The following is a 14,457-nucleotide window of genomic DNA, read 5'->3' as shown; positions in this document are numbered from 1 at the left end:
TAATTATGCAATAACTTTAGCTACAACGCCCGCACCAACTGTACGACCACCTTCACGAATTGCAAAACGTAAACCTTCATCCATCGCGATTGGGTTGATTAACTCAACAACCATTTTCACGTTATCACCAGGCATAACCATTTCTACACCTTCAGGAAGCTCACAAGCACCTGTTACGTCTGTAGTACGGAAATAGAACTGTGGACGATATCCTTTAAAGAATGGAGTATGACGACCACCCTCTTCCTTAGAAAGAACATAAACTTCAGCTTCGAATTTTGTATGCGGTTTGATTGAACCTGGCTTCGCTAATACTTGACCACGCTCTACATCTTCACGCTTAGTTCCACGAAGAAGAACACCAACGTTATCCCCTGCTTCACCACGATCAAGAAGCTTACGGAACATCTCAACACCAGTACAAGTTGTCTTAGTAGTTGGGCGAATTCCTACGATTTCAAGCTCTTCACCAGTTTTAACAATACCAGACTCGATACGACCAGTTACAACTGTACCACGACCTGAAATTGAGAATACATCTTCAATCGGCATCAAGAATGCTTTATCGATCTCACGCTCTGGCTGTGGAATCCAAGTATCTAATGCATCAAGAAGTTTTTTAATCGCCGGAACACCAATCTCAGACTCATCTCCTTCGATTGCTTTAAGTGCTGAACCAACAATTACTGGAGTGTCATCACCAGGGAACTCATAAGCATCTAAAAGCTCACGAACTTCCATTTCTACTAATTCAATTAACTCTTCATCATCAACCATATCTGCTTTGTTTAAGAAAACAACGATATATGGAACACCAACTTGGCGTGATAAAAGAATGTGTTCACGAGTTTGTGGCATAGGACCATCAGCTGCTGAACAAACGAGAATTGCTCCATCCATTTGCGCTGCACCAGTAATCATGTTTTTCACATAGTCAGCATGCCCTGGGCAGTCAACGTGTGCATAGTGACGATTTGGCGACTCATACTCAACGTGTGAAGTAGAGATTGTAATACCACGCTCTCTCTCTTCCGGTGCGTTATCGATCTGATCATATGCACGAACATTACCACCTACAGCTTCGTTACCTACTTTAGTTAAAGCAGCTGTTAAAGTTGTTTTACCATGGTCAACGTGTCCAATTGTACCGACGTTTACGTGCGGCTTACTACGACTGAAAGTTTCCTTAGACATAATATCACTCTTCTAGATTAGATTTTACACGGAAGGGGAATGGTGCTCATAACCGGAATTGAACTGGTGACCTCGTCCTTACCAAGGACGCGCTCTACCAACTGAGCTATATGAGCATAATGGAGCGGGTGATGGGAATCGAACCCACACTATCAGCTTGGAAGGCTGAAGTTCTACCATTGAACTACACCCGCAGAACTCATTTAATATAAAATTTGGTGGTGGAGGAAGGATTCGAACCTTCGAAGGCATAGCCGCCAGATTTACAGTCTAGTCCCTTTAACCACTCGGGAACTCCACCAAAGAAGTCATCATTATATACCGTGATTTCGATCTGTCAATTTTATTTTTGAGTGATTTTTTACCAACTCTTTCAACTGACCGAAGCATCTAAAACTCACATTATTGAAGCTGACGATAGGCATCAATAAGCGCTTTATCTTTGTTATAGATGTCTGCACGGAAAGAGATACTATCACCCTCAACTCGAACTGTCATGTATAAAGTATAGACAGGTATCTTTTTATCCTTCCCCAAACTGACATGAGCCTCTGAAGAACGCCTAAATGCCGTCTTTATACGACTTTCATCCCAGCCTAGATCGCCTAAAAAATACTCAGCCAATTCTTCTGGATTCTCAATTCTGACGCAACCAGAACTGAAGTCTCTAGACGTTCTATTGAAGAGAGATTTAGAAGGCGTATCGTGCAGATAAATAGCATGTTTGTTAGGAAACATGAACTTCACACGCCCTAAAGAGTTGTGATCACCGGGGTCTTGACGTAGTTGGAATGGGAAATTACGATTACTATATTCAGACCAATCCACTGTTCCCGGATCAATTTCTTGTCCATTTTGAAAGATTCTAATTTTTGAACGGTTTAATGCGTATGGATCTTTCTTCAATCTTGGCAAAAAGTCTTTAACTGCCATAGATCTTGGAACATGCCAATAAGGACTGAAGACGATATAGCTCATAGGCGCCATAAATACCGGAGTTCTTCTTGCATCTCGTCCCACAACTGTTTTAGCAGTCATGACTTCCTCATCGTTCTTGATCACAGAATAACTAAATCCTGGGATATCCACCATGATGTAATGCTCCCCCATTGTTTCCGGCATCCAGCGCCAGCGCTCTAAATTAAGCTGTATTTGCTGAATACGCTCCTCATTGGATCTATTTAACTCCGTGATTGTTTTGCGCCCTGGCGCACCATCTGGCTCTAAAAGATGCGTTCTTTGAAATGTTTTTACTGCATCTTGCATCTGCGCATCATACTGCTCGGAATCTCCTGCGTCATACCCTAAGTAATTTAAGCGATCTCGAAGCTTCATTACCCGATCAGCACTCATTCCGAGCTTAATTGTTGCACCTAAAGGCACGATTTCTGGTTCTAGCTCACTCTCTTTCGCTTGAAATGATGCTAACGCTTGTTTCAAACTTTGATATTGCGGATATCGTGGTGTTAGCGCATTCAATGCATCTTTAGGACTTCTACTTTGAAGCACTTCAACCATCACATTACTAACATCTATCGATCGCCCTTCTAGTAACCATTCTGAATCTTTACGCTTTATCTCCGGCATTCCTAACACCATATCTCGGATGTAAGATAATCCCCCGTCATGTAATAACGCACGAATCTCAGCCTGATGCTGTCCTACTTCTCCACTTTGAAGGAGATTTTCAATTCTTCCAACATGATAAAGAGAAGGAATTAGCCCTTCCCCTTCACTTGCAAGTAACGTTTGATACAGAGATTCTCCTTGAGAAGTTAATCCTTTCTGATTCACAAGTACGATCTCTTTAATCTCTTCTGAATCAATCAAATCTAGATATATCTCTTTAAAACGCGCCTGATCTTTAGAATTTACACGAGTCTTATAAGCATATACTTCGCTTGCTTTAGGCGCTTTATCCGCCCAATAAGAAGCTCTATATCGATAATCGGGGGTTTTTACTTGCGTAAATTTTTGATAATTTTCTAAAAGTCCCGCTTCGTCCACTAATGTAAGATTATCAACATTAACATGCTGGCTTTGTAACGGAGAGATAGGAGATTCAGGAATAACTGTTTTCTCAGACAGCTCTAAATTACGAGGTGTATCTGCGATCGTCATTGTAATCACTGCATCGCCCACTTCGATAGCTGTTGTTTCTACACCCTTTGAGATCGATGAAGCTACATTCTTAGAAGCCACCTCATTTATTATCGAATTCGGTTCAATAGCACTACTTACCTCTTGCTCTGATAACAAATTAAGAACAGGAGCCGTTTGCTCTTCTAAAGCTCCTCCCGAAAAAAAACTCGAAAGCTGAGAAACATCTTGTCCATTTAGCTTCACTTCAACAGATTCTCTATTTCCGGTAGTCGCTGAATATACCAATCCCGGCACCAAGGCAAGACTCAAACTAATTGCTATTAAATTTTTTTTCATTGCTTTATCTCAATTCTTATACTTTTAATATTTAGAGCTATTCTCTTGTTATATCAATAACTCTTTCAATATTTGTAATTCCTGAATCTCTTTACTGAATCTCTTTAATTTTCTTCTCTAAAGCCTTTCATCATTGATGAATGACTTGTTACTTTACTTCTCGCTTTAATGTATGTAGATCATAGGGTGTTTCCTGATACACACAATAGTTCAGCCAATTTGCAAATAACATATTGCCGTGAGATCTCCATGTGACATGCGGTCCATTATCAGGGTTATTACCCTTATAATAGTTCTCTGGAATGGCAATCTCATCGCCTTTATCAACATCTCGGCGATATTCACGATCAAGCGTGTCAGCATCATATTCGCCATGTCCCATGACATACACATGACGCAGATCTCTGTTTGCCACAATATGAATGCCGGCAACATCAGATTCTGCCAATACCATTAAATCATCATGTTTTTCGATATCTTCACGCCTTACTTCAGTATGTCTGCTGTGTGGCGCATTGAACGAATCATCAAAGCCTCGAAGCAGTTTCACATTCTTCTCAAGCACATCATGCTCAAAAACCCCGAAACGCTTCTCTTCCAAATCATATTTTGGAACACCGTAACGATGATAAAGCCCCGCTTGCGCGCCCCAACAGATATAGAGCGTGGAAAAGACATTTTTATCCGCCCATTCCATGATTTTAGTAAGCTCTTCCCAATATTGCACTTCTTCAAATGGAAGCGTTTCTACCGGCGCACCTGTAATAATGAATCCATCAAAATTTTCATCTTTAATTTCATCAAAGGTACGATAAAACGCATTTAAGTACGCCTCATCGGTATTTTTAGGTTGATAACTCTCTGTCGCAATAAATACCGGATCAATTTGCAAAGAGGTATTCCCCAGCATTCTTAAGAGCTGAGTTTCTGTCACTTCTTTGAGTGGCATTAAATTTAAAATGGCAATTTTAAGGGGACGAATATCTTGCGCAATCGCACGATCATCATCCATTACAAAGATATTTTCATTCTTCAGCACTTGATATGCCGGCAATTTACTTGGAATTTTAACAGGCATTATTTGCCTCCTCTATTCATTCTCAATAATCCCTTTCATCTTAAAAAAGGATTACTTATCATACCTAATAATCATTATAAATATCTATATTAAGAAGATATCACAATCACTTACGTCACTATTTTCGATACAAAATCACGTAACAACAAGAAAAGAGCTGTTTGAAAAATTCTAAACAGCTCTTATAAATATGCATTCAAAAATACGTTCTCAATATCCGTTACAGAGTCGCAACAAATTTAAGAATATCTTCAGATGTCATATTGAAATCATGATTCTTGTGATTTTTTTAATGCTTGATCGATATCGGCAATTAAGTCATTCACATCTTCTAAACCCACAGAAAGGCGAATTAATTCAGGTAAAACCCCTGCTTTCTTCAATCCTTCTTCATCTAATTGTGAATGTGTTGTGCCGGCAGGATGAATGACCAAGCTCTTCGCATCTGCAACGTTTGCTAATAGTGAGAAAATTTCAAGATTATCAATAAACTTAATGCTCGCTTCTTTCCCGCCTTTCACGCCAAACGTAAAGATTGCGCCCACACCTTTCGGGAAGTAATGCTGTGCTCTTTCGTAATATTCGCTTGATTCAAGTCCAGGATGCTTCACCCATGCAACATCAGGATGTTGCTCTAAATGTTTTGCAATTTTAAGCGCAGATTCTGTCATTCTCTCAACACGAAGGCTTAATGTTTCTAAACCTAAAAGAATTAAGAATGCGTTGAAAGGACTGATACAAGCGCCGGTATCACGAAGCAATTCCACTCGGCATTTAAGGATATATGCCGCTTCTCCAAGATCTGCATATTGCAAACCATGATATGCCGCATCTGGCGTATTAAAGCCTGGATAACGAGGATTATCTTTGAAATCAAAGTTACCGTTATCAACAATGCCGCCGCCAATAGAAGTGCCGTGTCCGCCGATATATTTCGTCAGCGAATGCACAACGACGTTGATGCCATAATCTTTCAAATTGATCAAATACGGCGTACCAAACGTATTATCCACGATTGTGACGATTTTATGCTTTTGCGCAATTTCCACAATTTTTTCAATATTGGGAATATTAATATCTGGGTTACCGATACTCTCAAAGAAAATTGCTTTCGTTTTGTCATTAATTGCAGCTTCCAATCCTTCAAAGTCTTCCGGTTCAATAAAATGAACCTTAATACCAAATTGAGATTGTAAACGGTTATTAAAGAGCGTGTAAGTACCGCCGTAAATCGTGCTAAGCGTGATGATCTCATCGCCCGGCGTTGCCACGTTCAATACAGAATATAAAATTGCCGCCATTCCCGAACTTGTAGCAAGTCCGCCAACACCTTTTTCAAGCGCAGCAATACGCTTTTCAAGAACATCCGTTGTCGGATTCATAATGCGTGTATAAATATTTCCCGGCTTTGCTAATCCAAAAAGATCGGCAGCGTGCTGAGAATCATCAAAAACGTAGCTTGAAGTTTGGTAGATAGGAACGGCTCTTGAACGTGTTTCGTCGATTTCTTGGCCGGCATGAAGCTGTAGAGTGTCAAAACTCCAGTTTTGGGTAGTCATTAAATGAACTCCTAAATTTTATTGGTTTTACACAGAACGTGTAAGAAAAGTAGTAATCGCATTAAGTCCAAAAAATTAGAAACGTAAACTTAAATGCTTGACACATAGCTATATCGCACCCACAAAGAGAATGCAATAACCCGCTAAAAATAAGAGTTCCCGCAAAAGAACGTGAAATCGTGATAAATCATTCTTAATATTGTGAAAATCAGAGATAAAAACCATTGCTGAAAAAACGGCAACTCTGTCAAAATCCAGATAAAAACATCAATAAAAAATATCAACGAAAAAATACCGATGAAAAATCTCATAAAAGATCTTTAGCATCGGTATTTGATTTACAGCCCTATTTTAATAGCACATCGCTGTCAGTCATTATCATCAAGTTGAATCCATAATGTATCCAACTGAATTGTTATAACTGATTAGAATCTTGGAGAGATATTTGGCGCAATCACCTTCAAAATAGGTTGTGTAAAACTTGTAGAGGATTCTTCTTCCTCATTATTACTCGTGTTCCCTCATTATTCAGACCGATAAACTTCTTTGCCGGCAATATAGGTTGCCGCAATGGCACGATCATCACCTAATGTCATCTGAATGAAGAGCATTTCTTCTAAACTTTCGGAATATTTCATACGATATTCAATAATTGGCGTGGATTGTAGATTTAAAACCACTAAATCCGCCTCCATTCCCACTTCAATGGCACCGACTTTATCGGCAATCGACAACGCTTCTGCCGTGCCTTTCGTTGCTAAATAGAATGTATGGAAAGAAGAATATGGCGCACCATTCATCTGCGCTGCTTTATACGCTTCATTCATGGTTTGCAAGATGGAGAAACTTGTACCGGCGCCTAAATCCGTTCCTAATCCCACTTTAATCGGGCGATCGCTCTTCTTCGCATGATGCACATTAAACGCGCCAGATCCTAAGAAAAAGTTAGAAGTCGGGCAATGAGCAACCGCTGCGCCTCTTTCATTTAACACATGAAATTCCCGCTCTGTTAAATGCACGCCATGACCATAAATCGCCCGTTCACGCAGTAAATTATAACGATCATACACATCGGTATAATCAATAGATTCAGGGAAAAGCTCTTTCACCCAAGCGATCTCGGCAATATTTTCTGAAACATGAGATTGAATCAAGGTATCGGAAAACTCCGTTGCTAAAGCGCCCACCATTTCTAGCTGTTCACGAGTTGAAGTTGGCACAAATCTCGGCGTAATCACATATTCCGCACGACCTCTTTTATGCCATTTTTCGATGAGCGCTTTCGATTCGTCATACGCTTTCTCCGGCGTATCTAACAACGCTTCCGGCGCATTGCGATCCATACAGACTTTTCCTGCCATAATGCGCATATTGTATTTCTCAGCTTCTGCAAAAATCGCCTCCACAGATTCCGGAAATACCGTACAAAACACGGTTGAAGATGTCACACCGTTTCGGCGTTGTTCTCGCAGAAAAACTTCCGCCACTTCATCAGCATGGGATCGATCTTTGAAATTTTGCTCGGCAATAAAGGTGTAATTATTGAGCCAATCAATGAGCTGTTCGCCGTAAGAAGCGATAATCTGCGTTTGCGGATAATGCACATGGCTATCAATAAATCCCGGCATGATTAAACTATTATGATATTGCGTTACCGGCATATCACCAAGCCTTGGAAGTAGTTTTTTTGCCGTTCCTACTGCCGTAATCTTGCCTGATTCCATCACAATAATCGCATCAGATTCATACCAAAAACACTCTTCCACAGGATAGAAGAAAGGATCTTTCGTAAACGATAACATTGCGCCACGAATCGCTGTTTTAGTAGGAATTGCAATCGTTTCTATTGCCGGCATGAGGTTTTTCCTTTAAATATGATTTGATTCTTATGATGTGATTCTGTTCTATCTCATTTTAATTATTTAGATAGATTTCCATATATCGTGAATAGTGAATAGTGAATAGTGAAATTAGTTTAAAAGTTCAATGAACAAATAGAGCTGATTCAGCGCCGGATCGAATACTTGCATTCTTCTACAAATCCCGTGCCAGCACTGTTAATCCGTTTTAAAGTTTTAAATCACAATGACGATATTCAATCTTTTAAAAGTATCTTTATGGAAAGATACTTTTCAGGAAGATATCATATTTCTACGAAAAGTCGAATAACTCTTTCACTTATTCTTGGGTTATTTTTCAGTGTATCTATTGGGTGGTTACGTAAAATCGATTTAAAAATGAGTAATGGCGCAACAAAAGTTGCAATATCGCTGATTCAAATGTTTGCATCCTTCTAAATATCCAGTGCCAGCAATATCCTTTTTTAGATTTCCATACCCAAACATCTATCAATTATTTTTTGCTCTGTTTATAAACAATACTTTTATGCTGATTTTTTTCATCTACATATCTCACAGTCCTAGCCCTCTTTGAATTGAAATTTCATGAAAAACTGCGTAAAGTCGACAAGAAGATTCACGATCATCTTCCATTTCCCGACTTGAAGTGCCGTTATGCCGAAAAAAACATCTCATACAACGCCCGAATGCACCTCTGATTTAATTGATACGATTATTCAGAAATGGCAAAAAACCGATTTGCCGGCAACAAACTATATGGGCACAGAAATTATCGGCAGAATTGTTCGCTTAAATGCGTTTATTCAGCTTCAAAGTGAACAGAACTTTGCGAAATATGATCTTTCCATTGGCGATTTTGATCTACTCGCTGTGCTTCGAAGAGAAGTTTCCGAGCAATTAACGCCGAGAAAAATTCAAGAGCTAATCATCGTCTCTTCCGGCGGTTTATCCAATCGAATGACGCGCCTTGAAGCCAAGAATCTCATTGCAAGAATTCCTGATCCTAACGATCGCCGAGGTGTGATTGTCATTCTCACGTCTAAAGGCAAAGCGCTTATCGACAAAGTTGCGCCTACGCATTTGGCGTTAGAAAATGAATTGGTAGCAAATCTTTCACATGAAGAACAAGCGCAATTATCCGCACTTTTAAAGAAAATTTTACTTCCTATTGAACAATCAAAATGATTACCCTCAAGAACCATTCCTTTGTAACATTTAATTTTTATCTACACTATCAAAATATTTTTTCAAATACTCATAAACATAATTAGCGACAAAAGAATATTTAGTCCGAATGGGACGACACATTATGATTCGCCAAGAAATAGGATCTTTAAAATGTTTTTGAACAATTCCTTTATGTGTATAAAAACTTGCAATAGGCGCCGGTAAAATAGTTACAAAAGATGAGTTACTTACCATCACTATTAAAAAATCCCAAGAACCAGATACTACTGTTTTTTTAGCATGCACTTTATATTCATCAAGCTTTTTTTGAATTTTTCTCTGTACCATAAAGGTTGAATCTAACGTTGCCATTAACGTGTCATTTAAATCAGTCCAATCTATCTTATCCTTCATAGCAAGCGGATGATTTTCATTAACAAAAGCGGTTAACTCATTTTCAACAATAAAATGCTCTTCAATGATGTCAGGGTTTATATTGCTTGGATCTAGCAAAAATACGATATCTAATTCATTAGATATGAAAATATTTTGCAACTCATAGGCACCCTTTTCAATAATCTCTATATCCAATTCTGGATGAACTATAATTAAATTCGCTAAAACATCTGCAAAAATAGCGCTTTGCACTAAAGGAGGAATTCCTATTTTTATTTTCCCCTTTAATTGGCTGTAACCATGCCTCACAGCCATCAACATATCATCATATTCTCCAACAATTTTTGAGATGTATTCATAATATATCTCTCCCGCATTCGTTAGTTTTTGTAATCTTCCTCCATATCTATCGAATAACAGGATTCCTTCTTTCTCTTCAATAGACTTAATAAGTTGGCTCAATGAGGGTTGCGAGATGTAAAGCTTTTTAGCAGCTTTAGATAAATTATAATCACAACGAACTATTTCTAAAAAATACCTCATTTGTTTAATTTCCATAATGCTTTCAACTCCCTATAAGCAAGACTTATACACGGTATAACAATCTACTAGTAGCATTATATTAATATGTTATCTAATATTTTTTATTATATATGCATGATTTTTTCCGTGAATAAATCTATAACTGCGTAAGTGGTTAAGAATTAGGGGTAAATATGATAAATAAAAAAATAGAAATGCAAGATATAAGCTCTCTATTAAAAGACGGTATGAGCATTATGTTCGGTGGATTTATGGGGGTTGGCACTCCCCCTAGATTAATCCAAGCCATTTTAGATTCAAAAATAAAAGATCTCACAATTATTGGTAATGACACAGCTTTTCCCGATAGTGGCATAGGCTTATTAATTAAAAACGATAGAGTCAAAAAAGTTATCACTTCCCATATTGGTACTAATCCGGAGACAGGAAAAAAAATGATCGCCGGGGAAATTAACGTTGAATTGGTACCGCAAGGAACTCTCGCAGAAAGAATTCGCTGCGGTGGCGCAGGTCTTGGTGGAATTTTAACTCCCACTGGTATCGGTACTATTGTAGAAGAAGGTAAACAAAAACTTACTATTGATAATCAAGAATATCTTCTTGAGCTCCCTTTAAAGGCTGATCTAGCTATTATTCATGCTCAAAAATCTGATGAAGTTGGAAACCTTATCTATGAACTTTCGGCTAAAAACTTTAATCCTTTAATCGCTCTAGCTGCTGATACTGTTATCGCAGAAGTAGATCAAATTGTTCCTGTTGGAGCCATAGAGCCTGATGCTGTAATGACGCCGGCTACGCTCATCGACTATATCGTCTATCCATAAACTCAGGAGATTTTACTATGAATGCTAAAGAAATTATTGCTCGCCGTATTGCCATGGAATTCAAAAATGGGGATGTTGTTAACCTTGGAATTGGATTGCCAACCTTAGTTGCAAATTATATTCCTCAAGATGTGCACTTAACCCTACAATCTGAAAATGGCTTCTTAGGCTTATCCGCTCTTGATCCCAATAATGAAAACCAAAACCTCGTAAATGCCGGAGGGCAACCCTGTGGAATTATAGATGGGGGATCAACATTTGATAGTGCTTTTTCCTTCGCTCTGATACGAGGTGGACATGTTGATGCTTGTGTCTTAGGAGGATTAGAAGTAGATCAACACGCAAATCTAGCTAACTGGATGGTTCCTGGAAAAATGGTTCCGGGAATGGGGGGCGCAATGGATTTAGTTAGTGGTGCAAAAAAAGTCATTATTGGTATGGAACACTGTACAAAAGCAGGCACGCCTAAAATACTTTCCAAATGCACCCTCCCCTTAACAGCAAAAGCAAAAGTTCACCTTATTGTCACAGAATTAGCTGTTTTTGAGTTTTCTGAAAATAAACAACAACTCATTCTAAAAGAACACGCTCCAGGTGTAGATCTACAAACCATAAAAAACAATACATCCGCTGATTTTATCATTTCCGATAATTTTAAAGAGATGTCTCTAGCAGTTTAACTAAAGCAAAGGAGGTCTAAATGACAGCTTTATTTGGCTTATTAACAATAATATTAGTCTTAGTTGCAATTATGACTAAACGTATGTCAGCAATGTCTGCACTAATTATCATTCCCGTAATAATGGCGCTACTTGCCGGTTTCCCAATAGGCGATATCAATCAATTTGCTATTAATGGTATTAAAACTATCGCACCCGTCGTCGGTATGTTTGTATTTGCAATTATCTTTTTTGGCATATTAACTGATGCAGGAATGTTAGATCCTATTATAGATAAAATTCTTAAATTTGTAGGTCTCAACCCAGCAAAAATAGTACTTGGAACTGCAATTCTTGCCTCAATCGTACATTTAGATGGCTCCGGCGCTGTCACATTCTTAGTAACAGTACCAGCAATGCTTCCTCTATATAAGCGACTGAAAATGGACCCAAGGATTTTAGCCTGCGCTGTAGCTATGGGTGCCGGCGTCTGTAATATGTTGCCATGGGGAGGTCCTACATTACGAGCAGCTGCTTCTTTGCAAATTCCCGTCATGGAATTATTTACTCCGATGATTCCAGCGATGGTTAGCGGATTAATATTTATCTATATATGCTCATGGGTCTTAGGGAAAAGGGAAGCTAAAAGATTAGGTCTAATTGGAGGAGTCTCTCTTTCTAGCTCAGATCCCACAATTTCAATGTATATCAAGGAACTTACGGAAGAAGAAAAAGTGCTTCGTCGCCCTAAGTTTTTTATTATTAACGTTATTTTAGTTCTTTTAGTTCTAGGAACAATGATTTCTGGTATTGTGCAGCCCGTTTTATGTTTCATGATTGGTACGATTGCTGCTCTTTTAATTAACTATCCAAAAATAGATCAACAAAAAGCAAGAATTGATGCTCATGCAAAATCAGCATTAATGATGGCAACTATCTTATTTGCGGCAGGGATATTTACAGGAATCATGAAAGACTCAGGAATGCTGACTTCCATGGCGGATTATCTCGCAAATAATGTCCCTCACTCCTTTGCATCTCATTTCCCTTTTGTTTTAAGCCTTATTTCAATGCCCCTCAGTATTGTCTTTGATCCAGACTCTTTTTATTTTGGAGTTCTTCCTGTTCTTTCATCAGCAGGTGCTGATTTAGGTGTTCCGGCAATACAAATGGGACAAGCAGCAATACTTGGTCAAATGACAACTGGATTTCCTGTCAGCCCATTAACACCTGCAACCTTCCTATTAGTAGGCTTGGCAGGTATTGATTTAGCAGAGCACCAGAAGTTCACATTTTTATTTTTATGGGCTGCATCAATCGTTATGTCTTTCACAAGCATCATATTTGGTGTCTATCCTATATAAATTAATAACATCAACTTAAGGCAAGGAATATATCTCTATGAAAAAAATTAGAATTGGTTGTGGTGCAGGCTACGCAGGTGATCGAATTGAACCTGCTATCGAATTAGTAAAAAAAGGAAATATTCAATACTTGGTATTTGAATGCTTAGCTGAGCGTACAATTGCCATTGGTCAACGACAGAAAAAACATGATCCTAATTCTGGCTTTAATGAACTATTAGAGGAAAGAATCCGTGCAGTTCTTCCTACTTGCCTAGAAAAAGGGATTAAAATTATTACTAATATGGGGTCCGCAAATCCAAAGTCAGCTGCCGAATTAACGCTTAAAATAGCTCAATCAATAGGTGCCGAACAGTTGAAAATAGCTATCATAGAAGGTGATGATGTATATAACATTGTCATGAAAAATGATTACGTATTAGATGAACAAAAATGTAAAATTTCTGAATCTGGGAAAAACATTATTTCTGCCAACGCTTACATTGGTGCTACCCCAATTGTTGAGGCTCTCGTTCAAAATGCAGACATAGTAATTGCTGGTCGGGTAGCGGACCCCTCTCTATTTTTATCCATTATGATGTACGAATTTGGTTGGCAAGCAGATGATTGGAAAAACCTAGGAAAAGGTACATTGATTGGGCATTTATTAGAATGTGGTGGTCAAATTACGGGTGGATATTTTGCAGATCCTGGTTTTAGAGATGTCCCTAACTTAGCAAGACTTGGATTCCCTATTGCAGAAGTCAGCTCAAATGGTGATGCTATTATTACAAAAGTTGAAGGCTCAGGCGGTATCGTCAATATCGATACCTGTAAAGAGCAACTGCTTTATGAAATTCATGACCCTTCCGAATATAAAACTCCTGATGTCACCGCCGACTTCTCTCATGTTACATTCACACAAATCGGAAAAGACCAAGTACTAGTAACTGGTGCTACCGGCACAGAAAAACCTGCAACATTAAAAGTGTCTGTCGGCTATGAAGACGGCTTCATTGGAGAGGGTGAAATCTCCTATGCCGGTCCTGGCGCCGTTAATAGAGGAAATCTAGCTCTTGAAATCGTCAAAGAACGTTTTGAATTAATTAATCTTCAAGCTCAAGAATTACGATTCGATCTCATCGGTGTCAATGCTCTTCACGGATCAACCTTATCCAATCATTCTGAGCCTTATGAAGTAAGAGTTCGTGTTGCTGGTCGCTTTGATACTAAAAAACAAGCATCTATTATTGGTAATGAAGTAGAAACACTTTATACCAATGGTCCTGCTGGTGGTGGAGGTGCTTTTAAAAGTGTTAAAGAAATCATAGCCATGGATTCTACTAAAATGCCTAGGAATTTAGCAAAATTACATGTAAGTTACTTGGAGATTTAA

At 38.6% G+C, this 14,457-nt stretch carries 11 protein-coding genes and 3 tRNA genes; 5 read left to right on the top strand and 9 right to left on the bottom strand.

Annotation, left to right across the window (positions count from 1 at the left end):
- Positions 1-3 precede the first annotated feature (3 nt).
- The 8 genes from tuf to guaD form a co-directional block, all read right to left on the bottom strand.
- Positions 4-1,194: an elongation factor Tu gene (gene tuf, locus ACYSN2_RS05070; protein WP_461749176.1), complete on the bottom strand. Its 1,191-nt coding sequence runs from the start codon at positions 1,192-1,194 to the stop codon at positions 4-6.
- Between the two features lie 40 nt (positions 1,195-1,234).
- Positions 1,235-1,310 (bottom strand) — tRNA-Thr (locus ACYSN2_RS05065).
- 4 nt (positions 1,311-1,314) lie between these two features.
- A tRNA-Gly gene (locus ACYSN2_RS05060) sits at positions 1,315-1,388 on the bottom strand.
- Between the two features lie 22 nt (positions 1,389-1,410).
- Positions 1,411-1,495 (bottom strand) — tRNA-Tyr (locus ACYSN2_RS05055).
- A gap of 101 nt (positions 1,496-1,596) precedes the next feature.
- Positions 1,597-3,633, bottom strand: coding sequence for a L,D-transpeptidase family protein (locus tag ACYSN2_RS05050; protein ID WP_461749175.1), 2,037 nt, complete (start codon positions 3,631-3,633; stop codon positions 1,597-1,599).
- Positions 3,634-3,781: 148 nt separating this feature from the next.
- Entirely contained in the window at positions 3,782-4,711 is a 930-nt protein-coding gene (gene metA, locus ACYSN2_RS05045; RefSeq protein WP_461749174.1) for a homoserine O-acetyltransferase MetA, read from the bottom strand.
- 269 nt (positions 4,712-4,980) lie between these two features.
- On the bottom strand, positions 4,981-6,270 hold the full coding sequence (locus ACYSN2_RS05040; protein WP_461749173.1) for an O-acetylhomoserine aminocarboxypropyltransferase/cysteine synthase family protein: 1,290 nt from the start codon (positions 6,268-6,270) through the stop codon (positions 4,981-4,983).
- Positions 6,271-6,794: 524 nt separating this feature from the next.
- Entirely contained in the window at positions 6,795-8,126 is a 1,332-nt protein-coding gene (gene guaD / locus ACYSN2_RS05035) for a guanine deaminase (RefSeq protein ID WP_461749172.1), read from the bottom strand.
- Between the two features lie 657 nt (positions 8,127-8,783).
- Here guaD and ACYSN2_RS05030 point away from each other — a divergent pair.
- Positions 8,784-9,314: a MarR family winged helix-turn-helix transcriptional regulator gene (locus ACYSN2_RS05030; protein ID WP_461749171.1), complete on the top strand. Its 531-nt coding sequence runs from the start codon at positions 8,784-8,786 to the stop codon at positions 9,312-9,314.
- A 30-nt stretch (positions 9,315-9,344) separates the two neighbouring features.
- Here the strand turns inward: ACYSN2_RS05030 and ACYSN2_RS05025 are convergent, their stop codons facing one another.
- Positions 9,345-10,250 carry a LysR family transcriptional regulator gene (locus ACYSN2_RS05025; protein ID WP_461749170.1) on the bottom strand — a complete coding sequence of 302 codons (906 nt, stop codon included), beginning with the start codon at positions 10,248-10,250 and terminating at the stop codon, positions 9,345-9,347.
- 158 nt (positions 10,251-10,408) lie between these two features.
- Here ACYSN2_RS05025 and atoD point away from each other — a divergent pair, with 158 nt between their 5' ends.
- From atoD to ACYSN2_RS05005, 4 genes are read left to right on the top strand one after another with little or no spacing between them, the layout of a single operon-like run.
- Positions 10,409-11,059 carry an acetate CoA-transferase subunit alpha gene (gene atoD / locus ACYSN2_RS05020; RefSeq protein ID WP_461749169.1) on the top strand — a complete coding sequence of 217 codons (651 nt, stop codon included), beginning with the start codon at positions 10,409-10,411 and terminating at the stop codon, positions 11,057-11,059.
- A 17-nt stretch (positions 11,060-11,076) separates the two neighbouring features.
- The gene (locus ACYSN2_RS05015; protein ID WP_461749168.1) at positions 11,077-11,739 is read left to right on the top strand and encodes a 3-oxoacid CoA-transferase subunit B; all 663 of its coding nucleotides are present in this window, start codon (positions 11,077-11,079) and stop codon (positions 11,737-11,739) included.
- A 20-nt stretch (positions 11,740-11,759) separates the two neighbouring features.
- A complete protein-coding gene (locus ACYSN2_RS05010) occupies positions 11,760-13,082 on the top strand; it encodes a CitMHS family transporter (protein WP_461749167.1) in 1,323 nt (440 codons plus the stop codon).
- Positions 13,083-13,119: 37 nt separating this feature from the next.
- Positions 13,120-14,457, top strand: coding sequence for an acyclic terpene utilization AtuA family protein (locus tag ACYSN2_RS05005; RefSeq protein ID WP_461749166.1), 1,338 nt, complete (start codon positions 13,120-13,122; stop codon positions 14,455-14,457).

Source organism: Ignatzschineria sp. LJL83, from assembly GCF_054871845.1.
This window is presented reverse-complemented; position numbering and strand designations above follow the sequence as displayed.

Bases quoted from the DNA above. Each gene is read 5' to 3' on its own strand.
- tuf (WP_461749176.1), bottom strand. From the start codon at position 1,194: ATGTCTAAGGAAACTTTCAGTCGTAGTAAGCCGCACGTAAACGTCGGT.
- ACYSN2_RS05050 (WP_461749175.1), bottom strand. From the start codon at position 3,633: ATGAAAAAAAATTTAATAGCAATTAGTTTGAGTCTTGCCTTGGTGCCG.
- metA (WP_461749174.1), bottom strand. From the start codon at position 4,711: ATGCCTGTTAAAATTCCAAGTAAATTGCCGGCATATCAAGTGCTGAAG.
- ACYSN2_RS05040 (WP_461749173.1), bottom strand. From the start codon at position 6,270: ATGACTACCCAAAACTGGAGTTTTGACACTCTACAGCTTCATGCCGGC.
- guaD (WP_461749172.1), bottom strand. From the start codon at position 8,126: ATGCCGGCAATAGAAACGATTGCAATTCCTACTAAAACAGCGATTCGT.
- ACYSN2_RS05030 (WP_461749171.1), top strand. From the start codon at position 8,784: ATGCCGAAAAAAACATCTCATACAACGCCCGAATGCACCTCTGATTTA.
- ACYSN2_RS05025 (WP_461749170.1), bottom strand. From the start codon at position 10,250: ATGGAAATTAAACAAATGAGGTATTTTTTAGAAATAGTTCGTTGTGAT.
- atoD (WP_461749169.1), top strand. From the start codon at position 10,409: ATGATAAATAAAAAAATAGAAATGCAAGATATAAGCTCTCTATTAAAA.
- ACYSN2_RS05015 (WP_461749168.1), top strand. From the start codon at position 11,077: ATGAATGCTAAAGAAATTATTGCTCGCCGTATTGCCATGGAATTCAAA.
- ACYSN2_RS05010 (WP_461749167.1), top strand. From the start codon at position 11,760: ATGACAGCTTTATTTGGCTTATTAACAATAATATTAGTCTTAGTTGCA.
- ACYSN2_RS05005 (WP_461749166.1), top strand. From the start codon at position 13,120: ATGAAAAAAATTAGAATTGGTTGTGGTGCAGGCTACGCAGGTGATCGA.